This window comes from Bradyrhizobium sp. Ghvi, assembly GCF_900115265.1.
Classification (GTDB): domain Bacteria; phylum Pseudomonadota; class Alphaproteobacteria; order Rhizobiales; family Xanthobacteraceae; genus Bradyrhizobium.
This window is the reverse complement of the sequence record NZ_FOVU01000013.1, coordinates 62,783-83,105: the sequence shown is the minus strand read 5'-3', so window position 1 is coordinate 83,105 and position 20,323 is coordinate 62,783. Positions and strand designations below refer to the sequence as shown.

The following is a 20,323-nucleotide window of genomic DNA, read 5'->3' as shown; positions in this document are numbered from 1 at the left end:
AAGGCAGACAAGCGCAGCCGCACGAGCCGCAACGAGACAGTTAGGGCTTTCACGACGGCATGAAAAGGCGGACTGCGAGCGGGCGGCATCACCGGCATCGATGAGACCTATCGAGCTCGCGGCCCTCCCGGCGGCGCGCCCCGGCTCGTACCTCACAGCCACGGCGGCAGATCCGCGACGTCGGCAATTACGCCGCGCCCGGCACCGACCGAAGCGGAGGAGGCCTCAGTGACGCAGGAGACGAAGACTTACCACATCGGTGATGCGGCCATCACCCGGATCGACGAATTGTCGCTGGCAGCCTTTCGGTTCGACACGCTGTATCCCGGCGCGGACCCGGCGGCGCTGGAGCGCCAGCGGACGAAGCTCGAACAAGGTTCGTTCGATCCCGCGACCGGCACCTTCATCCAGAGCATCCACAGCTGGCTGGTCAAAATGCCGCGCCATACGATCCTGATCGATACTGCCACCGGCAACGACAAGATCAGGCCCGACATTCCGCCGCTGCACCGGCTGAACGAGCCTTTCCTCGCGCGGCTGGCCGCTGCGGGCGTTGCGCCGGAGGACGTCGATCATGTGCTCCTCACCCATGTCCATGCCGATCACGTCGGCTGGAATACGCGCCTGGTCGACGGTCGCTGGACGCCGACCTTCCCCAACGCGACCTACATCTTCTCGCACATCGAGCAGGCTTATGGCGCGAGCCTGGCCAACGGCGCGGAGCCGGAAGCGAATCCGGCGCTCGGCCCTGTCCTGCGCAAGCCCGCCGATCGCGTCTATGACGACAGCGTGCGGCCGGTGATCGAAGCCGGCCTGGCACGGCTCGTCACCGTCGACGGCGGCGAGGTCCTGGAGGGCATTTCGTTCGTTCCGACGCCGGGCCACAGCGTCGACCACGCCTCGATCCGTCTCGTCTCGCGCGGCGAGACAGCGCTGTTCGCCGGCGACGTGATGCATCATCCGCTCCAGGTCTACGAGCCGTCGCTCAACTCCTGTTTCTGCGAATTCCCCGAAGCGGCGCTCCGCTCGCGCAGTTTCGTGCTTGAGGACGCGGCAGAGAGCGGCGCTGCCGTCTTCACCACCCATTTCGCGCAGTCCTCCGCCGGGCGCATCACGCGCAGCGGCGAGCGCTTCGCCTGGCAATTCCTTTGATCGGAGAAGAACGACGATGGATCAGAACGTTCGAGCACATGACTACGGCGCCGATGTCGTGGTCGAGGATTTCACTGTTGCAAGCGACACGGCCGGCATTTCGCTTCGTTTGCGCAACAAGCGCGCCGCCGCGCAAAAGACTTTCTCCTCCGAGCGGACCATCCTGATGGTCCATGGCGCGACCTATTCCTCGGCAAGCCTGTTCGATGTGCCGCTCGGCGGCGCCTCCTTCATGGATCATCTCGCCGCGCAGGGCTACGATGTCTTCGCGCTCGACGTGCGCGGCTATGGCGGATCGACCCGGCCGCCGGAAATGGACGCGCCGGCGGAGGACGCCGCGCCCCTCGTTCGCACCGATGTCGCGGTGGGCGACCTCGCCCGTGCGGTCTCGTACATCCTTAGGCATCGCGGCATCCCGCGGCTCAGTCTCGTCGCCATGTCCTGGGGCGGCTCGGTCGCCGGCGCCTACACCGCTGGTAACAACGACAAAGTCGAGAAGCTCGCACTGGTCGCGCCGCTGTGGCTGCTGAACGCCCCGGCTCCGATCGATACCGGCGGCGCGCTCGGGGCCTATCGCAAGGTCCCCGTACTCGATTTCAGGGAGCGCTGGCTCGCGGCGGCGCCGGAGGCGGCACGCGAAAGCCTCATCCCGGAGGGCTGGTTCGAGCGCTGGGCGGAAGCCTCGCTCGCGACGGATCCGCAAGGCAACGCCGAACGACCCCGCGTGATGCGCGCAGTGAACGGTCCGATCCAGGATATCCGCGATTACTGGGCCGCCGGCAAGGCGCTCTATGACCCGAACGACATTCGCGTCCCCGTGCTTCTCGTTCACGCCGAATGGGACCGCGACGTGACCATGGCCTCGGCGCAGGATTTCTTCCTCACGCTCAAACGGGCGCCGTACCGGCGATGGGTGGAAATCGGCGAAGGCACCCACATGGTGCTGCTCGAAAAGAATCGGCTGCAGGCCTTCGACGCCATCAGCCAGTTCCTGGCCGAGCACTACGCGCACAGCGGACAGCGCTGATCGCCGGCGGCCAAAAACGTCCGCAAGGCTGTCCTATATTGCTGGATTGGCTTCTCGCACCCACGCAACTGGATCCGCCGGTGCCGCGTGCAAGTTTGCGCGAAATCAATCAACGCCTCGGGGCCATGACTACTCTTCGCGGCGACCGGAATGGTCCGACCGCGAAGGAGAGCATGATCATGGCAACCGAGACCAAATTACCCGTCACCAAAACCTCGACCGTGCCCGCGACCGGCGAGACATGGCAGCCGTTCCAGGCGCTGAGAAACGAAATCGACCAGATCTTCGACGATTTCGGCAACGGCTTCTGGAAGCGGCCGTTCCGCTCGCTCGCCCGCCTCGAGCGTGACCTGTCCAGGAATTTCAATGCGCCGGCCGTCGACATCGCCGAAAGCGAGAAGGCCTACGAGATCACGGCTGAGCTTCCCGGTCTCGACGAGAAGAACATCGACGTCAAGCTCGTCAACGGCGGTCTCGCCATCCGCGGCGAGAAGAAGGAAGAGACCGAAGAGAAGAAGAAGGACTATTACGTCTCCGAGCGCCGATACGGCTCCTTCGAGCGCTACTTCGCGCTTCCGGACGGCGTCAACGCCGACAAGATCGAGGCGACGTTCAAGAACGGCGTGCTCAAGGTCGTCCTGCCGAAGACCGAAGAAGCCCAGAAGCCGGCCAAGACCATCGATGTCAAGGCCGCCTGAGGCGCCGAGGCGCGGCTGCGAGCACCGCAGCCGCGCCTCACCCAGAAATTCGCCGGCCAACAAGGATCGAACATGCGCGCGCATCATATCATGACAAAAGACGTCGTTTCCGTAACACCGCACACCACGATCGAGGAGGCGGCCAAGATCATGCTCCAGATGCACATCAGCGGTCTGCCAGTGATCGACGATGCGGGCAATCTCGTCGGCATGGTCTCGGAAAGCGACTTCCTCCGTCGCAGCGAGATCGGCACCGGCCGCAGGCACGCTGCATGGCTGAAATTCTTCATGGGGCCGGGACGGGCGGCTGCCGAGTTCGTTCACGAGCGCGGCCGCAAGGTCGAGGATGTCATGACCAAGCAGGTGGTCTCGGTGCAGGAAGATACCGGTCTGGCCGAACTCGTCGACCTCATGGAGAAGAACGACGTCAAGCGCGTCCCCGTCTTGCGCGGCAAGGCGCCGGTCGGGATCGTCACGAGAGCGAATGTGCTGCAGGCCGTGGCGAGCCTGGTGCATGAAATTCCCGATCCGACCGCCGATGACGAGCACATTCGCGAACGCATCACGCGCGCCGTCAACGCCACCGACTGGCGCCCGATCGGCTTTGAAGTGAATGTCCGGGAGGGCGTGGTGCATCTGCATGGCCTGATTACCACCGATGAGGCGCGTCAAGCCGAAATCGTCGCCGCCGAGAACACCTCCGGCGTCAGGAAAGTCCACGACCATCTTTGCCTCGTCGACACCTATTCCGGGTTCTATGTGGAATCGCCCGAAGACATGAAGGCCGCAAGCTGAACGCCTGCGGAGCGAGACCACAATGCTGGGATGGGTCGTCCGGATTCTCTTTGCGATAGCAGCGCCGATCACGGCGCTGTTCGTGGCGCGTGATGCGCTGAACTTCGGGATGATCCAGACCATCGTGACCATGTTGCTGGTCACCGGCCTCGTCGGGCTGGTAGCCGCCTTCTCCGGGCGGGACCGACAGGCGCCCCGGTAACAGCCGGCGAGACGAGGCCGCGTCCTGACTTCCGATCGCTTGGCTCACTGCCGGTGGTCCGGCGGGACTCGAGGGCGCGTGCAGCTACGGACATCCCCTTAGGTGAAGCCCCCAAATTTCGGCCGGAGAATTTATGCCTTAGAACGGATTTATCAGTACGCGCCGGCCAGGGGCCTGCAATGAATCATTCGATGCACACTGCGGACAGGGCAACACATCTGAAGGTGGTCGTGGCCGGGTTGATTGCCGGCATCGCGATCGTCACGACCGCGCTGACCGTGCACCTGACCTATCCTGACTTGAACGTGCAAAAGCCGACGACCGTGACGGTTCACCAGCCTCACCCGAACCAGGTTTTGACCAGGATCGCACAACGTTAGCAGAGAAAGGCCTGTCGAAGGGTATCCAGATGACCAATGAAGCAATCAAGGCCCTGATGGTTCTCGCGATGTTTGGCGTTCTCGAACTCGCGCTTTGTTTTTCTTCACTGGCCAGACCTGCCAGGCAGCCCGTCCGTTCCAACACCGGTCGTGGTGCGGCGCGCCATTTCACCCGTCGCTCGTCGGCAGACTAGGCGATCGCCTGCTCGCCCGATCAAATCCCGGTCTTCTGATCGGCAGGTTACAGCGGTTCATCATCCAGCGTGGAGGGCTCTGCCTGCACCGAGACGAAGTCACCGCCGCCATACTCATCCTCCGGATCGGGACGGGTCGACTGAAGGCACAGGCGGTCATCGACTTCGCGAACGCCGGACGCGTTCTCGCAAGCCACGATCGCCGCCTGATGCGCATTGTCGCCGTTTACGACGCCTCGCAGCGTCACCACGCCGTTCCTGACGCTGACGTTCAAGCCGACGGGTTGCCAGGGCTTCCCTGACATCGCCGCGAGGACCGACCGGCGAATCTGGTTGTCATCTTCCGAGTAGCCAGAGGCGCCGGTCAACGGACCGGCAACCGCGGACAGGAAGTCAGACCGGGTGATGATGCCGATGATGCGGTCATCGCGCATGACCGGGACGTGGTTGAGGTTTCGGCGCTCCATCAAACCGGCAATCTCCTCGAGGGACGTATCCTCCCTGACGGTCGCCGGATCGCGCGTCATGACCTGCTCGACCTTGCGCCCATGCTCCTTCACGAACTCGCGCGCGGTCCGGTCCGCTCCAAGCAGGACGCTCAGCAGCCGGTTGCGGCTATGCTCCGTTTCCAACTCCGCCCGCCTGAGGAAGTCGCTTTCGCAGATGATGCCGACCAGCTTTCCCGCCGAATCCGTGACCGGCAGGCCACTGATGTGATGGGCCAGCATGATCTTGATGGCCTGAACGATGGAGGCTTCAGGACGAATAGCTATGACCCGCCGGGACATAATCTGGTGCGCGCGCATGTCTTCCACTCCAAAGAGATCTTACAGCTACTTGCTCCCCCTGACAGAGGCTTGACTGAGATCAACTCCGGGGCGCGATCGACTGTCATGCTGCCGTGATGTCCGGGACATTCGCCATGCGTCTGCTAGCCTTGCTCATCGCTGCGATTTTGACGGCAATGGCTGCATCGAGCGCAGAAGCGCCAGCCCAAACCACGTCCGCCGGCGGCTCCGCCGCGCTCTCCGATCTCATGATCCGGCTTCAGTTGCAGCATGCCAAGCTGTGGTTTGCGGGCAAGCTCAGCAACTGGAGCCTGGCGAACTACGAAACCCGGCAGTTGGACGATGGTTTTGAAAGGGCGAGCAGGCTCCTGCCCGATCCAGCACCGATCGCGCCGGCCAAGCTTCAGCTGCAAGCCGTGCGACAAGCGATACAGCAGAAAGATCTACCTGGGTTCACCAAAGCGTATTCGGCCCTGACGGACGAATGCAACAGCTGCCATCGGGCCAGCAGCTTCGCCTCGATCACAATCCAGGTACCGCTTCGGCCGCCGGTCGAGAACCAATTGTTCGTCGATCAGATTGCGGAAGGCCGGGCGCAGGCCCATGGGTCCTGCGGAACGTGCCATATCGTGGAGGATGCCGCCAAGGAATCGCCGGCGTACCGCCCCTCTCCGCCGAGCTTCCTCGAGATCATCAATCGTCCGTCGTTCTCCGCCGATGCCATCAGGCAATTCCTGGCATCGCGCCATCGCAGGCTTGGACCCGACCAAGCCATGCCCAACCCGCGACTTGCGGATTACCAGATCGACGCGATCGTAGCGTTTCTCGAAACATTGAAAGCCCGCTCACTGCGCTAGACGGCGCCTTGCTTCCCAGTGCCCAATTACTCCGCGCCATAGCCTCGATGCTCCTCCAATAGGAGGAGGCGAAGCGCGAGCGTTATGCTATCGTCCGCCTCGGGGACGACAACGGAGAGAGAACCAATGGCCACCAGCGTCAAGCAAATGCTCGAAGCCGCGAATGCGGCAATTCCCAAGATCACGTCGGAACAGGCTTCCGAGATGATCAAGAATGGCAATACGCTTGTCGTGGACGTTCGCGATGCACCTGAAGTCGCGGCCAGCGGCAAGATCGCAGGCGCCCTGAACGTCTCGCGCGGCATGCTCGAGTTTCGCGCCGATCCGGAATCGCCCTATCACGACAAGGCATTCGACAAGAGCAAGACCGTGATTCTCTACTGCGCGTCCGGCGGCAGATCGGCGTTGGCCGGCAAGTTGCTCAAGGATATGGGATACGAGAAAGTGTTCAACGTCGGCGGATTCAAGGACTGGACCGGGGCGGTCGAGAAATAGGGCGACGCCGCAGCCAGCGGGCCCACTCCATCGATCTGTTGCCACCTCAGGCCTGCCGCTCGCCGTGCGCCAGCTTCACACCAGCTTGGCGCCGGAAACTGCGTCAACGCGATGCCACGATCGCGTTCGGCAGCACTCGCAACCACGGCCACACACGGAATGACGGACCGAGAACGCAAGTGCGACGGGCGCCTCCTTTTGCGTGACCCAAAAATCACGGGGCGTCCGACATCCAACACTTGTCCGATCAGCCGATGAACCGTCAAGAGCGCCGGTCCGCGGCGAGGCCATCCCAGATCGTCGCGCCGCCGAATCTAGCGGCCGCGCAACAAAGTCTGGAAGCCGCGAAACAAGGCCAAGCGCTGTTCAATCTCGGCCGGTATGCGGAAGCGCTGGAATGCTTCAACGCATTCGACAAGCTCAATCCCGGGATCGCACCTCTGTATCAGACGCGCGGACTTTGCCTGCAGCGGCTGGGCCGGTTCGACGAGGCGCAGGCCGACTTCGAGAGATCGATCGCGCTGAACCCCGGCGAGGCGGAGACGCACAAGAACCTCGGCACGCTTCATGCGAGACTGGGGCGGATGGAGCAGGCCTTCTCGAGCTTCGACCGCGCGCTCGCGCTGCGTCCGAAGTTCTCCGCAGCGCTCAACGAAAAGGCGCGGGCATTGTGGAGCCAGCTCCTGCTGGATGAGGCTTTCGCCATCTTTCACCAATCATTGGCCATCGACCCTGGCAATGCAGACACGATCTGGAATCTGGCGCTTCTCCAGATGCTGACCGGCGACTTCGAGCGAGGCTGGCGCGGACGCGAGGTCCGCTGGAAAGCGTCGTCTCTCGGCCTCACTGGTCGCGGCTTTTCCCAGCCGCTCTGGCTTGGCAAGCAGCCGGTCGAAGGCAAGACCATATTGCTTCATGCCGACGAGGCACTGGGCGACTCGATCCAGTTTGCGCGTTATGCGCCCATGGTGGCTGCGCTCGGCGGCCGGGTCATACTGGAGGTCAGGCCTGCGGTCAGGTCGCTGCTGGCTGGGATCCCCGGCGTTGCAACTTGCATCGACCGGTCGTCGACGCCCTCGCTGGCATTCGACCTGCATTGCCCTCTCGGCAGCCTGCCGCTGGCATTCGGAACGCGGCTCGATACGATCCCGTTGGCAGAGTCGTATGTCCCCGCGCCGCCGGCGGCGCGCGTGAAGGTGTGGGACGACCGGCTTGGGCCTCACACGCGCTTGCGTGTCGGACTGGTCTGGTCGGGGGATCCGGGTCACAAGAACGACCACAACCGGTCGATCCCGCTGCGCGCGCTTACGCCTCTCTTGAATTGCGACGTCCAGTTCGTCTCCTTGCAAAAAGGCATCCGCGATCAGGACCGCACCTTCCTCGGCGAACGCGGTGACATCGTCGACCTTACAGAGCAGCTCACGGATTTCAGCGAGACCGCCGCGCTGGTGTCTTGCCTTGACCTCGTGATCTCGGCCGATACCAGCGTCGTCCACCTCTCGGGCGCGCTGGGCGCCCCGGTCTGGACGATGCTGCCGTTCAACCCGGACTGGCGCTGGCTGCTCAATCGAGACGACAGCCCGTGGTATCGGTCCATGCGGCTGTTCAGGCAACCCAAGCGAGGCGATTGGGCCAGCGTCGTGGACAATGTCCGCCGCGCGCTCGAGGACTTCAAGGTGACGCAGCCGCGATAGAGCGACGTCGCCCCGCGTCAAAGCGCGCACGCATTTCCTCTGGTGAGGATCAGTTCGAGTTCTGTTTATTCCCGGCGGGAAGGCATTCGACACGAGAACGCTGGCGAGACAGGCGAAAGTCTTGGCGAGAGGGGCTTCAGCCCTCGACCCGATACAGCCGCCACCGCGCCGGAACGCCCTTGAGCTGGTGGCTGCCGTGATCCCTGAGACGAATCTGGGATTGCGCTGCGAGCAGATCCTTGACCGCGCTCGAGACCAGGACTTCCCCGGCACGTGCCTTCGCGGCAACGCGGGTGCCGATGTGGAAGGCAAGCCCAACCATTTCGCCGCCGCTGATCGCGTATTCGCCGGCGTGCAAGCCCACTCGGATCTCGAGGCCCAGCGTGCGCACGGCTTTTTTGATCGCGGTCGCGCAATTGATGCCCGCCGCCGGCGCCTTGAAGGTCGCGAGCACGCCGTCGCCGGTCGTGACGACCTCCCTGCCGCGCGACGACTTCAGCTCTTTGCGAACCGCCGCGTAATAGAGGCCCATCACCTTGGTCCAGCGTGCGTCCCCGAGCTTTGCCGCTTTCGCCGTGGAGCCGACGATGTCCACGATCAGGATCGTTGCGCGCGCCTGCTTGAGGTCGGCACTGCCATTGGCGGATTTTCGCTGCGCCAGAATAGCTCCAGCCAGCGGCTCATAATCATGGCTGCGCCGCCGCGCGATCGCGGATTTGATGTAGTCCTGGGCGCGCTGCGCCGTGCCGCAACGGATCGTTTTCTCCTGCGGCAGACGCGACCAGTAGACCTTGCGACTCTTGCCGGCGCCCTGGACCTCGACGGCCCCCCATTTCAGGAACACCGCAGGGCCGACCCGCCGCACGCACCATGCCTTCGATGTGTACCCCGATACGTTCGACTGATGCAGGCCGATGCGAAGGAATTTGGGCATGAGTTTGCGGCCAATCGCTGGACCATCTTGGCGGACCTGAGACGAAACGTAATTGGACGTTTGCGGCTTGGCAACAGCGCGTGATCAAGCAATCCGCTCGTTGAGCCCGCCGCCCGCCTGGAACGCGAACAGCTCGATCGGTTCGCTGAAGCCGCGCACCGCATGCTGGCCGACGCGCTCGAGCTCGAACTCCGGCGCCACCAGTTCGGCAAAATCGCGCGACAACAGCACCGGCTTGCCGATCTGCTTGGTGAGCGCCTCGAGGCGCGAGGCCATATTGACGGCGGGGCCGATCACGGTGAAGTCCAGCCGGCTGGTCGAGCCGATATTGCCGTACATGACGTCACCGACATGGACGCCGATGCCGTAATTCAGCGGCGCGCGGCCTGTGCCCTTGTTGCGTTCGTTCAGTGCGACCATGGCGTCGCGGGCCTCGGCAACGGCACGCAGCAGGTTGGCACAGGCATGAGGCTGGCTCAGCGGGAAGATGGCGAGCAACCCGTCGCCAATGAATTTCAGGATCTCGCCGCCGTGCCGCGCGATCGGTTCGGACATCGCGTCGAAATAATCGTTGAGAAGATCGATGACATCGTCGCGCGGCCAATTGTCGGAAATCTTGGTGAAATCCCTGAGGTCGCAGATCATGATCGCGGCGCGCACCGTCGTTCCGGTGCCGCGCCTGGTGGCGCCGGCGAGGATCAGTTCGCCGGCATGGGAGCCGACATAGGTCTCCAGCAACGTGCGCGCCAGGCGATTCTTGACGCGGATTTCGCTGACCAGCGCCAGCACCGGCAATACCTTCTTCAGCGCCGCGATATGCGCATCGTCAAAACCGCCGCGCCGGTCGGTGGCGAAGGTGATGAGATGGCGCTTGCCGAGGGTGTGGTAGAGCGGCCAGGCGACATAGTCCGTCAGGCCCTTCGCCCGCATTTCGTCATAAAGTGCGTGCTTGCGGCCGAGCGAGGGATCCTGCTCCAGATTTTCGCGGACTTCAGTCGCGCCATCCAGCATCTCGTTGGCAGGGCTTCCGATATATTCGGAGCGCTCCCTCACGTCGAAGTCGACGCGCCCGATCTCGGCCTCGCGCATGCCGTCGGACCACATGATGCGGGCCCCCAGCCATTGCGGATGCTGGATCTGGACGTGAAGCGTCGAGCGCTTGAGCGGAATGCCCGCCTGCTGGAGGCGAATGCACATCTCGGCAAAGATGTTGTCGATAAAGCGCTGGTCGCGCGTGCCGTTGGTCAGCCAATCGACGACGCCGTCGGAAAGCGTGGCAGCGGGAATCTTGTCGGGCGCGTTCATATCCTGGCCATCTAGCTTGCCTTGGGATTCGGTCCTTGGGCGGCGGTCCTTGGGCGGCGGTCCGCATCGTCGCAGATATCGTATTCCGAATGGGTTGCGTCAACCTAGCCAGTTGCACGGATTGTGCGCAGCGGCGGCCGCCTAGCCGACGAGCCGGATCGAGCCCAGCACGGCAAGGCCGGAAACGAAGCTCAGCTTCGAGGCCGCAGACAGCTCGATCTTCAATGTGCAGCCGCTGGGAATGACATATTCCTCGCCCTCGAGTCGAATGCCACAATCACCGGAAACCGCGTAGACGAGGTGCGTGCTTGATAGCAATGGCCGCTCGCCCGGTTCCTTGAGCGCTGACAGCTCGATCTCCGCCGCCCCGCGCCGCGCCATCAGGTTGACGACCTCGACCGGGCCGGCTTCGAGCTCGGTCACGATCTCCATTTCGCCGGTGAAACGCACGGTCGTGAACGGCTCGCGCTCGTCGAACTCCCGCCCGGGCGCTCTCAGCACCAGCCCGCGCCCGCCGACCACCATCTGCAGGCGGTCGATGCCCGGCATGTGCGAGAACGGCCCCGGCGCCACGATCGGCGTGGACGCGAAGCGCCACAGCAGGCTGTCCCAATCCTTGGTCGTCACACCGGGACGATGAGCGTCCGCGATATCGGTAAAGACGCCGCCGCCGTTCTTCCAGGGCGCCCGGGTATAGTCTTCGGATTTGAGCAGCGTGGTTTTCATGTGGTGCGGGCGTCCAGGGGATCACCCGCGCATCAATAATGCCTCCACGCTTTCGCGTCGAGATCCTTCCGAATCGCGATCATTTCGACGCCAATTCCGCCACGGACCTCCAGGTGGCATCGGGCGCGGACGCTGCGAGCTGGCGGCAGCGCTCGCGCATCAGTTCGGCCGGGCGATCGTGACCGCGCTGCTTCAACACGCCCTCGAAATCGGCGAGCGCTGCGGCAAACCGACGAGCGCGATAATTGGCGAGGCCGCGCTCATAGTCCTTGATCCAGCCGGCCGCGAGCGTGCCTTCATCCATCATTCCAATCAGCTCATGGACGGCGAGCCCCTCCTCTCGCCCATAAACGGCGATGCTATCGATCTCGCGCCTGACGATGGCACCGCGCGCGAGGCGTTCGGTCGTCTCGCCGATCAGGATCTGCGTGCCATAGGATTTGTTGGCACCTTCGAGCCGGCTTGCAACGTTCACTGCATCGCCGATCACGGTGTAGTTCAGCCGCAGCTCAGAGCCGATATTGCCGACCAGCATGCGCCCGGAATTGATGCCGATTCGAATCTGAAGCGGCTGGCCGAGATCGTCCGTGAGGCCTGACTCCCTGATCGCCCTGCGGCACGCGAGCGCCGCGCGACAGCATCGCACTGCGTGATCCTCCTGCGGCAGTGGCGCGCCCCAGAATGCCATGACCGCATCGCCGATGAACTTGTCGATGGTGCCGCCATTGGCAACGATGATCTCAGAGGTGACGTCCAGATAGCGCGACAGCAGCGGCACCACGCGATCGCCGAGCCGCTCGGACAAGCCGGTGAAGCCTGCAATGTCGATGAACATCACGCTGAGCTCCTGAATGCTTCCGCCGGGACTTGCCTCCACGCCCTGGCGCAGGAGTGCACGCACGAGGTCGGCAGGGATGAACTTGCGGAACGCGGAGAGGCCGGCCGCCATTTCGGCGATCGCACCCGACAGGCTCGCGATCTCCTTCAGCCGCGACGGATGGCGGCGAACCTGCTCCAGCGCGAATGCTTCGACATGACGGAGCTCGCCGACGACGCGCGACAACGGCGCGGCAATGACCGAACGCGCCAGCACGGCTGACGCCAATGCCGCGAGCACGGCGCCGATGGCAAGACCGAGGATCAGGTTCCGCAGCGTCGTCTCGACCGGACCGAGGAACTCGGCCTCAGGGATCACGGTGGCCAGTGACCACCCGGGAAACGGTAGCGGCGTGAGCGCGACCTCATAGGCCGCGCCGTGCGAGGTGAGCCGGCTGCGCCAAGCCTCTTTGGCGCCGGCTTCACCCGCCCTTGCGAGCGCCGTCTGCGCAAGCGGCAGCAACGTGGTGTCGCCCTTCGCCGAATGCAGTTCGTCGGCGTCCCTGTCCGGAGCGGCAACCAGCACGCCACTGTCATCGATGATGAAGGCCGTTCCGGTGTGCCCGACGTCCAGCTGCGACAGGAAGCGCGCAAGCCTTGTGTATTCGATGACGACGGCAAGCACGCCTTGCCGCTCCTGATAGACATCGATCGGACCGGCAAAAGCGATCGACGGACGCTGGCCAGTCGCATGGTCCATGACCTTGAACCATTGGGGCTCGTCAGCTGTGATCCCGGCCTTGAACCAGGCCTGATCGGCGACGCGGAATCCGGTCGGCTCGAAGCGGCGGTTGGCAAATTCGATATCCCCGGGCACCACGTCATATTCGTCAATACGGCGCTGGCCCGCATGATCGGTCAGCGAAATCTCCATCATCTCCAGGTGGCGGTCGCCGAGCTTATGCGCGGCGAAGAACGACCCGTCGGGCCAGCCGAAAGCAACCCAGGAAATCGTGGCCTGCGATTGCAATTGCGACAGGAAGACGAATTCGCGCTTGTCGGCTTCTCGGGTATCGAGCACGTTCTGGAGGAACAAGGTGCGGATCGCCGTATGCGCCGCCCGCGCCTCGTCCACGATGGCCGAGACCTCCTTGCGCACCGCCGCGACGATCTGCTCGTTGATAGTCGAGGCGAGCTGCCGGCTGGTCGCCTCCGCCGTGCGCCACCACAACAGGCTCGACAACGCTGCCGTCAGCAGGATCGCGGCCAGCACCAGCGCCGAGACGGCAAGGCGAATGCTGACCGTCAGCCTGGCGATTTCACGAAACTGCCGTCCGGGATCGACGTTCATCGCTGTTCTCGGTCTCGCAGGCTGCACTATCCCCTGACACCGCTCTACGTCGCCAGTCGTCATTCGTTACGTCTGACAGGCACGCTGTCTCCTCGCCAATGCCCTGCGGCTAACGTCTCGATAGAGCCAAGGCATTGGATTTGCGCCGTTGCCTGACGGTTAATGCCGGCCCAAGCGCACCAGCGGTGCGCTCGACCCAATCGGTCTCACGGATTCGTGAGCATCTCCGCGGTAACGCGACCTGCGTACGAAGCGAACGAGACCATGCGCTTGTCGCCCGCCCGGCGATTCATCTCGAAGGAGAACTCCGATGTCTGCCAAATACGCCGTCACCACGCTCGCGCTTGCCGGCGCCATGTCCACCGCGCTCGCGACCCTCGCTGCCGCCGGTCCGCTGACCAAGGCCGAGGCCGACGCGGCCGTCGCCGCCAAGAAAGAGAAGTGCTTCGGCGTTGCGCTGAAGGGCCAGAACGATTGTGCCGCCGGGCCGGGCACGACCTGCCAGGGCACCTCGACCGTCGATTTCCAGGGCAATGCCTGGAAATTCGTGCAAGGCGGCACCTGCACCAACATCGACCTGCCGAACGGCAAGAAGGGCTCGCTCAAGCCGGTCTGACGCGCGGCGTCGCAACCATCGCAACAGGGAACGGCGGAGAGACATCATGACGACGGCAATCGCGCCAGGCGCGTCTGCACTGCCACTCCGCTATTCCAACCCGATCGGCGGCATTGCCGGGACGAGCTTCAAGCCTGAACATCTTCCGGCAATCCTGAGCGCCGACCCGCAACGCAGTTTCTTCGAGGTTCACGCCGAGAACTACATGGGCGCGGGCGGACCGCCGCATCGCGCGCTGGAGGCGATCCGCCGCGATCACCCGCTTTCGCTGCATGGCGTGTGCATGTCGATCGGCGGACCGCAGCCACTGGACAAGGCGCATCTGGCGCGTTTCCGCGGCCTCGTCGCACGCTACCAGCCGTCAATCGTCTCAGAACATCTCGCGTGGTCGACGCATGAGACGAGCTTCTTCAACGACCTGCTGCCGCTGCCCTATACAGAGACGACGCTGCGGCATGTCTGCGATCACGTCGACCAGATGCAGGAGGCGATCCGGCGTCCGATCCTCCTCGAAAATCCGTCGACCTACCTTGCTTTCGCCGAAACGACGATGAGCGAGACCGATTTCATCCGCAGCGTCGCCGCGCGGACCGGATGCGGCCTGCTGCTCGACATCAACAACGTGTTCGTCTCGGCAACCAACCACGGATTTTCCGCGCTGGACTATCTTTCCGACTTTCCGCTCGCGCGTGTCGGGGAAATCCATCTCGCCGGTCACGCCGAGCAGGTCGACGACGAGGGCGATCTGCTCCTGATCGACAGCCATGACCGCCCGGTCGCGGATGCCGTGTGGAAGCTTTACGAGATCGTCATCGAACGCTGCGGCGGCGTGCCGACGCTGGTCGAATGGGACGGCAAAATTCCGGACTGGCCGGTCCTGCAGGCGGAGGCTGCCGCCGCGCAGGAGATCCTCGATCGCTACGGTCCGGCCGCATGGGCGGGAGAACGTCATGCTGCATGAGCCGACCCCGTCCTTTTCCGCGGCTTTCGCGCCAGCACTGCTGGACCCGGCACGGACCACACCCGGGATCGTGACTGGCCCGCACGGCAAGGCGGCCGGCAAGCGCTACGATGTCTACCGCAACAACGTTACGGTGAGCTTGATCGACGCGCTCGCCGCAATCTATCCGGCGGTGCAGCGCATCACCGGTCCGGATTTTTTCCGGGCCATGGCGCGTTTTTATGTTCGTAGCACCCCGCCGACCTCACCGCTGCTGTTCGAATACGGCCGCGGCTTTCCCGGCTTCATTGCCGAGTATCAGCACGCGCAGACCATGCCCTGGCTCGCCGACGTCGCGCGCATCGAGCGGGCCTGGCTCGACGCCTACCACGCCCGCGACGCAGCGCCGCTGGCGCCGGCGGAGCTCGCCGCTGTTGAGCCGGAACGATTGGCCGATCTCGTTTTCACGCCGCACCCGGCAACGCAAATCGTGCGCTCGGACTTCGCGGCGGTGACGATTTTTGCCGCCAACCGCGACGGTGCGCCCGGGGGCCGTATCGACGCCTCGGCGCCGGAAGACGCCCTGATCACGCGCCCGGAGTTCGATGTGATCGTGCGGCATTTGCCTCCCGGTGGCGCAGTCTTCGCGACCTGCCTGATCCAGGGACGGCCGCTCGGCGAGGCCACAACAGCTGCGCTCGAGGCATCCGCCGAGTTCGACATTCCCACCAACATAGCCGGCCTGATCGAGGCCGGCGCATTCATGTCAATTGATTTCGGAGACGCACGATGATCACGGAGCAACGCATGTCGGCCGATGGAAGCCTGCCGTCGCTCGGGCTTCTGGTCGACAAGGCCAGTCATCTGGTGCAGATGATCGCCGTCCCCCCGCTGGTTCAGCTCGTGTTGCGCGTGGCCCTGGCGGTACCGTTCTGGCGCTCCGGCATCCTGAAATGGGGCGGCTTTCTCAAGCTGAACGCCACCGCCGTGACGCTGTTCACCGACGAGTTCATGCTGCACCTGCCCGGCGGCCCCTATCATTATCCCGCGCCGGCGGTGATGGCCTTCCTGTCGGGCTGCGGCGAGATCATGTTTCCGATCCTGCTTGTTCTCGGCCTCGGCACGCGGTTCGCCGCGCTTGGGCTGCTGTTCATGACTGTCATCGTCGAGCTCACCGTGCCAGACGGCTGGCCGGTGCATATCACCTGGGCGGCGATGGCCCTCGGCATCATGGCCTACGGACCGGGACGCCTCTCTCTCGACCATCTGATCGGCCGGGCGCCCGCACGCCAGCCCTGAGCGCGTGCGGCGCGCGCAAAGGATGCTCATCGCACGGCTGTTGCCAATCGGGCTTGCTTCTCGGTGTCGGTCATCTCAGCCGTCTACTTCCTGCCGCCCTCATAGACCTTCATGCCGGCTGCGGGATCGAGATCGGTTTCGGTCGCTTCGGTGACGCGCGCCATCATCATGTAGAAGCCGAGTGCAACGATGGATTCGACGATCTCCTGGTCGCTGAAATGTGCGCGAGCGGCCGCGAAGATTGCATCGGGCACGCGAACGTTCTCGACCACCTCGCGGCCGAACTTCAGCAGGGCGCGTTCGGCTTCGCTGAAGGCGGCGGCATCATAATCGCCGCACTCCACCGCATCGACCTGAGCTTGCGTACAGCCGACACCGAGAGCGATCGGCACGTGCTGGCGCCATTCATAGGCACCGCCCTCCAACTGGGCGGCCTGCAAGATCAATAGCTCACGGTTGACCGCGCTGAGCTTCTGCTTGTGCAGGATCGAACTACCGAGCCGCATCGCCGGAATCATGTTGGCCTGCGCATGCGCCATCATGCGAAAGATGTTGAGCTTGACCGGCATCCGGTCGAACGAGGCGCGGATATCGCCGCTCGTCGTCTCCGGATCAATGAGGGGCAGCCTTGCCACGGTTCTCTCCCTTGGGTGGACAGCCATGACTGTTGACTAACGACCGATCGTTTCGCTAGTCAACCGCAGCGACGATCGAGGTCAAGTCAGCGGGTCGACAACAGGAGCGCGGGCATGAGCCGCATCTTCGGCGCAGTGCGCCAGAACGGATATGTGGTGCGCGACATCCACGCCGCGATGACGCACTGGATCGAGGTGATGGGTGTCGGCCCCTGGTACTACATGGAGCACGCCAAGACCGACTGGTTTCGTCATCGCGGCCAGGATTCTGCGGTCGAGATGAGCATTGCACTGGCCAATTCCGGCGATCTCCAGATCGAGCTGATCCAGCAGCGCAACGACGCGCCCTCGCTGTACAAGGAGTTTCTGGACGCCGGTCACGAAGGCCTCCAGCATATGTCCTATTGGAGCCACGACTACCAGGCGCTGTACGACAAGGCGATCGGACTCGGCTACAGGATCGGGCACGAAGGCCAGATCGGCGGCGACAAGGGACGCTTCGCCTATTTCGACACGCAGGCGCATCCGGGCACGATCGTCGAGATCTCCGACATCAGCGGCTCCAAGGGCCCGTTCTTCGAGAAAGTCAGGCTGGCGGCCTCGAACTGGGACGGTACGCGGCCGATCCGCGAGGTCGGCGGCGCGAAATCCTAGGCTCCTTGCCTCAGCGGGCGTCAGGAAAAGCCACGCCGTTGCGGGCGGAACGATCCGTGATAGCGTATTCCATCCCGTCCCAGAGTTCAGCGAGGCAAGCATGTCTGCGACTGACAAGGTTTTCGCCGGCTCCGTCCCGAAGCTCTACGACGAATATCTGGTCCCGTTGATCTTCTCCGTCTATGCCGACGACCTTGCGAGGCGCATTGCCGCGCTGTCGCCCTCGGACCTGCTCGAGATCGCGGCCGGCACCGGCGCCGTCGCCAGAGCCGTGGCGGCGCAGCTGCCTCCTGACGTCCGCTATGTCGCGACCGACCTCAACGAGCCGATGCTCGCAGTCGCCAAGCAGCGTCAGGGTGAGGATCCCCGCATGACCTGGCGTCAGGCGGACGCGCTGGCGCTACCCTTCGGCGATTCCACGTTCGACGTCGTCTGCTGCCAGTTCGGCGCGATGTTCTTTCCGGATCGCAGCAAAGGCTACGCCGAGGCGAAGCGGGTATTAAAACCTGGCGGCACTTACCTGTTCAGCGTCTGGGACCGTATCGAGGACAATGTGTTCGCGGACGACGCGACTGTCGCGCTCGGCAAGATGTTTCCTGACAATCCACCGCTCTTCATGGCGCGTACGCCGCACGGCTATCACGACAAGGCCGTCATCAAGGCCGATCTGGAACGCGCGGGCTTCAAGGACATCTCGATCGAAACCAAGTCGGCAATGAGCCGCGCGCCCTCGGCCGAGTACGTGGCGATCGCGTACTGCCAGGGAACGCCGCTGCGCGGCGAAATCGAAGCCAGGGATGCGAGCAAGCTCGAGGCCGCAACGGAGGCCGTCGCCGAGGCGATCAGCAAATGCCACGGCTCGGGGCCGATCGAAGCCAAGATTCAGGCGCTGGTGATCACGGCCCGGCCATAACCGCGGAGGCGCTACGCTCCGGCTTCACGCGTTACCAGAAGCCCCGCTGCATCGGCTGCGTCGATTGGTAGTACTGATATTGGCCGCCGCGCCGACGCGGATTGGCCGGTTGCACATAGGGATCGCGTGGCTGGAAGAAGAGGCCGAAGCCGTTGCCGCCGTTATCCCAGCCATCGTCGCTGGCAATTGCCATCGGGGCCGTCGGCTTGCGGGTGATGAAGCCGCCCTGGGGCTGGTTGCTCAGGACCGCGACGAACTCGGTGCGGTAATTGGTCTCGGCGCTCAAGGGCTCGTCGGAGACGATGATCGACGAGCGCGGCAATGCGGTCGGTGCGATGCGATCCCACACCTCCTGCGGGATGGTGATGCGATCGAGCGCGTCCTTGGCATCGTCCCCCTCGTCGATGCTGACGACGCTCCAGCGCAGGCCCGTGTCGGTCCTGGCCATGGCCGTGAAGATGTGCGTGCCGATCGGCTGGTCGGGATTGCGGATGGTGACGGGAACCTCGATGCTGGTGTCGAACACCTCGCCGCCGCCGTCCGGCGCGGGTTTGTGCGTATTGCGGCGCACGTAGAGCTTTTGCGTCGCGCGGCTGATGTAGACCGAGACCGGTTCGAGCGCGAGCTTTGCGTCCGTCGCAGCCTTCACCGCATCGGCCTTCTTGGCCGCAGCGATCCTGGCCGCCTCCTTCGTCGCGGCAACCGCGTCGCGCTTGGGCTGCGCCGCGGCCTTGGCGGCGTCGAGCTGGGTTGCCGCGTCAGCGGCCTTGGTCGCGGCCTTCTGTTTCAGTTCGTCGGCCTTTGCCTTGGCCTGATCGCTCTTTGCATTCGCGACCAGCTTGTCCGCATAGGCGTTCTCGGCATCGGCGCGGGTCTTCTGCTGCTCGAGCTTGCGCAGCAGGGCCGGGATTGATTGCGCATCTTTCGCCGCCGCCGCTGCAGCCTTCTTGGCGTCATCAGCCGCTTTCACGACCTCCTCCGCCTCGGCGGACAGCTTGTCGGCACGGGCAGGCGCCGCCGCAAGAGCCTCCCTGCTCGGGACGAACAGCGAGGGATGCGAGAAATCGACCGGAGCCGCGTCGTTCGGCGAGATGATCACCCGCATGCCGATATTGGTCTTGTCGAACAGGTTCTCGGCGAAGCCGAACGGCATGCGCACGCAGCCATGCGAGGCCGCGTAGCCCGGCAGCGGTCCGCCATGCAGCGCGATCCCGTTCCAGGTGATACGCTGCATGTTCGGCATCCAGGCATCGTCATACATTGAGGAATGGTGGTCCTTGTCCTTCTCGATCACTGCAAAGACACCGGCTGGCGTCTCGCGACCGGTCGTGCCGGTCGAGACAGGCGCTCGCAGGATCCAGCCCTCGGAATCGTAGAACGTGACCTTTTGGCTCTTGATCGAGACGATCGCCATGATCGGCTCGCCGGCCTCGCGCGGCGCTACCGCCTCGGCGGTCTGGCGCGGCTGCTTCGCCGCCATGGCGCCCGGGGTAAGTGTGGTCAGCGCAAGCGCTGCCGCGAACATCGCAATTCCGGGAAGCCCCCAACGCCGCATCGCTCCATTGGATTGCGCCGTCGTCATCAGGTCTTTCATGCCATTCCCCGATTGCCTGTCCGCACTTTCGATCGGTCAGATTGCGATATTTGGATTAAGAATTCGCAGCCACCATCTGTTCCGTTTCCGGCGATATTGGGTCCGTTCCACCGACGAAACACTCAATTACGACGTCCGCGCAGGCGGAAGGGCGGCTCGCAGCCGAGGCTGGTGCGGACGTGGCGGCAGGCTGTGGCAGAATGCCCGCCCCTTAAAAGGCGGCACGGGTGTGACCCGAATCACAGAGAATTGCTTGAC

General features: G+C 64.0%; 23 protein-coding genes. 16 read left to right on the top strand and 7 right to left on the bottom strand.

What is annotated here, in order from left to right; translation table 11 throughout:
• Positions 1–228: 228 nt before the first annotated feature.
• From BM374_RS32465 to BM374_RS38930, 7 genes are all read left to right on the top strand, one after another.
• Complete coding sequence (locus tag BM374_RS32465) at positions 229–1,152, top strand: MBL fold metallo-hydrolase (protein WP_092302283.1); 924 nt, start codon at positions 229–231, stop codon at positions 1,150–1,152.
• A gap of 16 nt (positions 1,153–1,168) precedes the next feature.
• A complete protein-coding gene (locus BM374_RS32460; RefSeq protein ID WP_092302281.1) occupies positions 1,169–2,179 on the top strand; it encodes an alpha/beta hydrolase in 1,011 nt (336 codons plus the stop codon).
• 179 nt (positions 2,180–2,358) lie between these two features.
• Positions 2,359–2,877 (top strand): Hsp20/alpha crystallin family protein, encoded by a 519-nt coding sequence (locus tag BM374_RS32455; RefSeq protein ID WP_092302386.1) that lies wholly within the window; start codon positions 2,359–2,361, stop codon positions 2,875–2,877.
• Positions 2,878–2,949: 72 nt separating this feature from the next.
• Positions 2,950–3,672, top strand: a complete 723-nt coding sequence (locus BM374_RS32450) for a CBS domain-containing protein (protein ID WP_092302279.1) — start codon at positions 2,950–2,952, stop codon at positions 3,670–3,672.
• Between the two features lie 22 nt (positions 3,673–3,694).
• The gene (locus BM374_RS32445) at positions 3,695–3,874 is read left to right on the top strand and encodes a hypothetical protein (RefSeq protein ID WP_092302277.1); all 180 of its coding nucleotides are present in this window, start codon (positions 3,695–3,697) and stop codon (positions 3,872–3,874) included.
• Positions 3,875–4,053: 179 nt separating this feature from the next.
• On the top strand, positions 4,054–4,254 hold the full coding sequence (locus BM374_RS38165) for a hypothetical protein (protein ID WP_143270303.1): 201 nt from the start codon (positions 4,054–4,056) through the stop codon (positions 4,252–4,254).
• Positions 4,255–4,283: 29 nt separating this feature from the next.
• Positions 4,284–4,448 (top strand): hypothetical protein, encoded by a 165-nt coding sequence (locus BM374_RS38930; protein WP_177248694.1) that lies wholly within the window; start codon positions 4,284–4,286, stop codon positions 4,446–4,448.
• A 47-nt stretch (positions 4,449–4,495) separates the two neighbouring features.
• Here the strand turns inward: BM374_RS38930 and BM374_RS32435 are convergent, their stop codons facing one another.
• A complete protein-coding gene (locus tag BM374_RS32435; RefSeq protein ID WP_092302275.1) occupies positions 4,496–5,254 on the bottom strand; it encodes a CBS domain-containing protein in 759 nt (252 codons plus the stop codon).
• A 116-nt stretch (positions 5,255–5,370) separates the two neighbouring features.
• On the opposite strand from BM374_RS32435, the gene BM374_RS32430 reads away from it, so the two are divergent.
• The 3 genes from BM374_RS32430 (at position 5,371) to BM374_RS32420 (ending at position 8,282) form a co-directional block, all read left to right on the top strand.
• A complete protein-coding gene (locus tag BM374_RS32430; protein WP_092302384.1) occupies positions 5,371–6,093 on the top strand; it encodes a c-type cytochrome in 723 nt (240 codons plus the stop codon).
• 126 nt (positions 6,094–6,219) lie between these two features.
• Positions 6,220–6,588 (top strand): rhodanese-like domain-containing protein, encoded by a 369-nt coding sequence (locus tag BM374_RS32425; RefSeq protein ID WP_092302273.1) that lies wholly within the window; start codon positions 6,220–6,222, stop codon positions 6,586–6,588.
• A 254-nt stretch (positions 6,589–6,842) separates the two neighbouring features.
• The gene (locus BM374_RS32420; RefSeq protein ID WP_092302271.1) at positions 6,843–8,282 is read left to right on the top strand and encodes a tetratricopeptide repeat-containing glycosyltransferase family protein; all 1,440 of its coding nucleotides are present in this window, start codon (positions 6,843–6,845) and stop codon (positions 8,280–8,282) included.
• A 136-nt stretch (positions 8,283–8,418) separates the two neighbouring features.
• Here BM374_RS32420 and BM374_RS32415 read toward each other — a convergent pair whose 3' ends face one another.
• From BM374_RS32415 to BM374_RS32400, 4 genes are all read right to left on the bottom strand, one after another.
• Complete coding sequence (locus tag BM374_RS32415; protein WP_092302269.1) at positions 8,419–9,216, bottom strand: adenylate/guanylate cyclase domain-containing protein; 798 nt, start codon at positions 9,214–9,216, stop codon at positions 8,419–8,421.
• Positions 9,217–9,300: 84 nt separating this feature from the next.
• Entirely contained in the window at positions 9,301–10,521 is a 1,221-nt protein-coding gene (locus BM374_RS32410; protein WP_092302267.1) for an adenylate/guanylate cyclase domain-containing protein, read from the bottom strand.
• Positions 10,522–10,662: 141 nt separating this feature from the next.
• Positions 10,663–11,247 (bottom strand): HutD/Ves family protein, encoded by a 585-nt coding sequence (locus BM374_RS32405; protein WP_092302265.1) that lies wholly within the window; start codon positions 11,245–11,247, stop codon positions 10,663–10,665.
• A gap of 79 nt (positions 11,248–11,326) precedes the next feature.
• A complete protein-coding gene (locus BM374_RS32400) occupies positions 11,327–13,414 on the bottom strand; it encodes an adenylate/guanylate cyclase domain-containing protein (RefSeq protein ID WP_092302263.1) in 2,088 nt (695 codons plus the stop codon).
• A 310-nt stretch (positions 13,415–13,724) separates the two neighbouring features.
• Here BM374_RS32400 and BM374_RS32395 point away from each other — a divergent pair, with 310 nt between their 5' ends.
• From BM374_RS32395 to BM374_RS32380, 4 genes are read left to right on the top strand one after another with little or no spacing between them, the layout of a single operon-like run.
• Entirely contained in the window at positions 13,725–14,030 is a 306-nt protein-coding gene (locus BM374_RS32395; RefSeq protein ID WP_092302261.1) for a BufA1 family periplasmic bufferin-type metallophore, read from the top strand.
• 46 nt (positions 14,031–14,076) lie between these two features.
• Positions 14,077–14,991 carry an MNIO family bufferin maturase gene (gene bufB, locus BM374_RS32390; protein ID WP_092302258.1) on the top strand — a complete coding sequence of 305 codons (915 nt, stop codon included), beginning with the start codon at positions 14,077–14,079 and terminating at the stop codon, positions 14,989–14,991.
• Complete coding sequence (locus tag BM374_RS32385) at positions 14,981–15,763, top strand: HvfC/BufC N-terminal domain-containing protein (RefSeq protein ID WP_092302256.1); 783 nt, start codon at positions 14,981–14,983, stop codon at positions 15,761–15,763. Before bufB ends, BM374_RS32385 begins: the two co-directional genes overlap by 11 nt.
• Positions 15,760–16,269: a DoxX family protein gene (locus BM374_RS32380; RefSeq protein WP_092302254.1), complete on the top strand. Its 510-nt coding sequence runs from the start codon at positions 15,760–15,762 to the stop codon at positions 16,267–16,269. Before BM374_RS32385 ends, BM374_RS32380 begins: the two co-directional genes overlap by 4 nt.
• An 83-nt stretch (positions 16,270–16,352) precedes the next feature.
• Here the strand turns inward: BM374_RS32380 and BM374_RS32375 are convergent, their stop codons facing one another.
• Entirely contained in the window at positions 16,353–16,904 is a 552-nt protein-coding gene (locus BM374_RS32375; protein ID WP_177248693.1) for a carboxymuconolactone decarboxylase family protein, read from the bottom strand.
• A gap of 114 nt (positions 16,905–17,018) precedes the next feature.
• Between BM374_RS32375 and BM374_RS32370 the strand changes: the two genes are divergently transcribed.
• Positions 17,019–17,558 carry a VOC family protein gene (locus tag BM374_RS32370; protein WP_092302250.1) on the top strand — a complete coding sequence of 180 codons (540 nt, stop codon included), beginning with the start codon at positions 17,019–17,021 and terminating at the stop codon, positions 17,556–17,558.
• Positions 17,559–17,658: 100 nt separating this feature from the next.
• Positions 17,659–18,471 (top strand): class I SAM-dependent methyltransferase, encoded by an 813-nt coding sequence (locus BM374_RS32365; protein WP_092302248.1) that lies wholly within the window; start codon positions 17,659–17,661, stop codon positions 18,469–18,471.
• Between the two features lie 31 nt (positions 18,472–18,502).
• Here the strand turns inward: BM374_RS32365 and BM374_RS32360 are convergent, their stop codons facing one another.
• The gene (locus BM374_RS32360; protein WP_092302246.1) at positions 18,503–20,065 is read right to left on the bottom strand and encodes a L,D-transpeptidase; all 1,563 of its coding nucleotides are present in this window, start codon (positions 20,063–20,065) and stop codon (positions 18,503–18,505) included.
• Between the last annotated feature and the right edge of the window lie 258 nt (positions 20,066–20,323).

Coding starts and splice junctions, on each gene's coding strand:
- BM374_RS32460 (WP_092302281.1), top strand. CDS start 1,169: ATGGATCAGAACGTTCGAGCACATGACTACGGCGCCGATGTCGTGGTC.
- BM374_RS32455 (WP_092302386.1), top strand. CDS start 2,359: ATGGCAACCGAGACCAAATTACCCGTCACCAAAACCTCGACCGTGCCC.
- BM374_RS32450 (WP_092302279.1), top strand. CDS start 2,950: ATGCGCGCGCATCATATCATGACAAAAGACGTCGTTTCCGTAACACCG.
- BM374_RS32445 (WP_092302277.1), top strand. CDS start 3,695: ATGCTGGGATGGGTCGTCCGGATTCTCTTTGCGATAGCAGCGCCGATC.
- BM374_RS38165 (WP_143270303.1), top strand. CDS start 4,054: ATGAATCATTCGATGCACACTGCGGACAGGGCAACACATCTGAAGGTG.
- BM374_RS38930 (WP_177248694.1), top strand. CDS start 4,284: ATGACCAATGAAGCAATCAAGGCCCTGATGGTTCTCGCGATGTTTGGC.
- BM374_RS32435 (WP_092302275.1), bottom strand. CDS start 5,254: ATGCGCGCGCACCAGATTATGTCCCGGCGGGTCATAGCTATTCGTCCT.
- BM374_RS32430 (WP_092302384.1), top strand. CDS start 5,371: ATGCGTCTGCTAGCCTTGCTCATCGCTGCGATTTTGACGGCAATGGCT.
- BM374_RS32425 (WP_092302273.1), top strand. CDS start 6,220: ATGGCCACCAGCGTCAAGCAAATGCTCGAAGCCGCGAATGCGGCAATT.
- BM374_RS32420 (WP_092302271.1), top strand. CDS start 6,843: ATGAACCGTCAAGAGCGCCGGTCCGCGGCGAGGCCATCCCAGATCGTC.
- BM374_RS32415 (WP_092302269.1), bottom strand. CDS start 9,216: ATGCCCAAATTCCTTCGCATCGGCCTGCATCAGTCGAACGTATCGGGG.
- BM374_RS32410 (WP_092302267.1), bottom strand. CDS start 10,521: ATGAACGCGCCCGACAAGATTCCCGCTGCCACGCTTTCCGACGGCGTC.
- BM374_RS32405 (WP_092302265.1), bottom strand. CDS start 11,247: ATGAAAACCACGCTGCTCAAATCCGAAGACTATACCCGGGCGCCCTGG.
- BM374_RS32400 (WP_092302263.1), bottom strand. CDS start 13,414: ATGAACGTCGATCCCGGACGGCAGTTTCGTGAAATCGCCAGGCTGACG.
- BM374_RS32395 (WP_092302261.1), top strand. CDS start 13,725: ATGTCTGCCAAATACGCCGTCACCACGCTCGCGCTTGCCGGCGCCATG.
- bufB (WP_092302258.1), top strand. CDS start 14,077: ATGACGACGGCAATCGCGCCAGGCGCGTCTGCACTGCCACTCCGCTAT.
- BM374_RS32385 (WP_092302256.1), top strand. CDS start 14,981: ATGCTGCATGAGCCGACCCCGTCCTTTTCCGCGGCTTTCGCGCCAGCA.
- BM374_RS32380 (WP_092302254.1), top strand. CDS start 15,760: ATGATCACGGAGCAACGCATGTCGGCCGATGGAAGCCTGCCGTCGCTC.
- BM374_RS32370 (WP_092302250.1), top strand. CDS start 17,019: ATGAGCCGCATCTTCGGCGCAGTGCGCCAGAACGGATATGTGGTGCGC.
- BM374_RS32365 (WP_092302248.1), top strand. CDS start 17,659: ATGTCTGCGACTGACAAGGTTTTCGCCGGCTCCGTCCCGAAGCTCTAC.
- BM374_RS32360 (WP_092302246.1), bottom strand. CDS start 20,065: ATGAAAGACCTGATGACGACGGCGCAATCCAATGGAGCGATGCGGCGT.